This window comes from Bacillus sp. EKM208B, from assembly GCF_011800725.1.
Classification (GTDB): Bacteria; Bacillota; Bacilli; order Bacillales; family Bacillaceae; genus Bacillus; species Bacillus velezensis.
On sequence record NZ_JAANHO010000068.1, the window covers coordinates 1 to 208 of the forward strand.

At 54.8% G+C, this 208-nt stretch carries 1 protein-coding gene; it reads left to right on the forward strand.

Annotated features, from left to right (window positions below):
• Positions 1 to 208 (forward strand): condensation domain-containing protein (locus tag G9F75_RS19905; protein WP_167409351.1); only part of this gene is annotated, 208 nt, incomplete at both ends.

Genomic DNA, 208 nt, shown 5'->3' on the forward strand with positions numbered 1-208 from the left:
TCGCTCAGAACGTCCTTTGAAACGGGGCCTGACGGCGAACCGGTGCAGCGCATCCATGACAGCGTGCCGTTTCAGCTCGATGAGGCCGAGTCACCTGACGCATTCGTCCGGCCGTTTTGTCTGGAGGAAGCGCCGCTCTTCCGTGCGGCCCTCGTGAAAGAATCGGATGAACGTCATCTTTTATTAACGGATATGCATCATATTATTT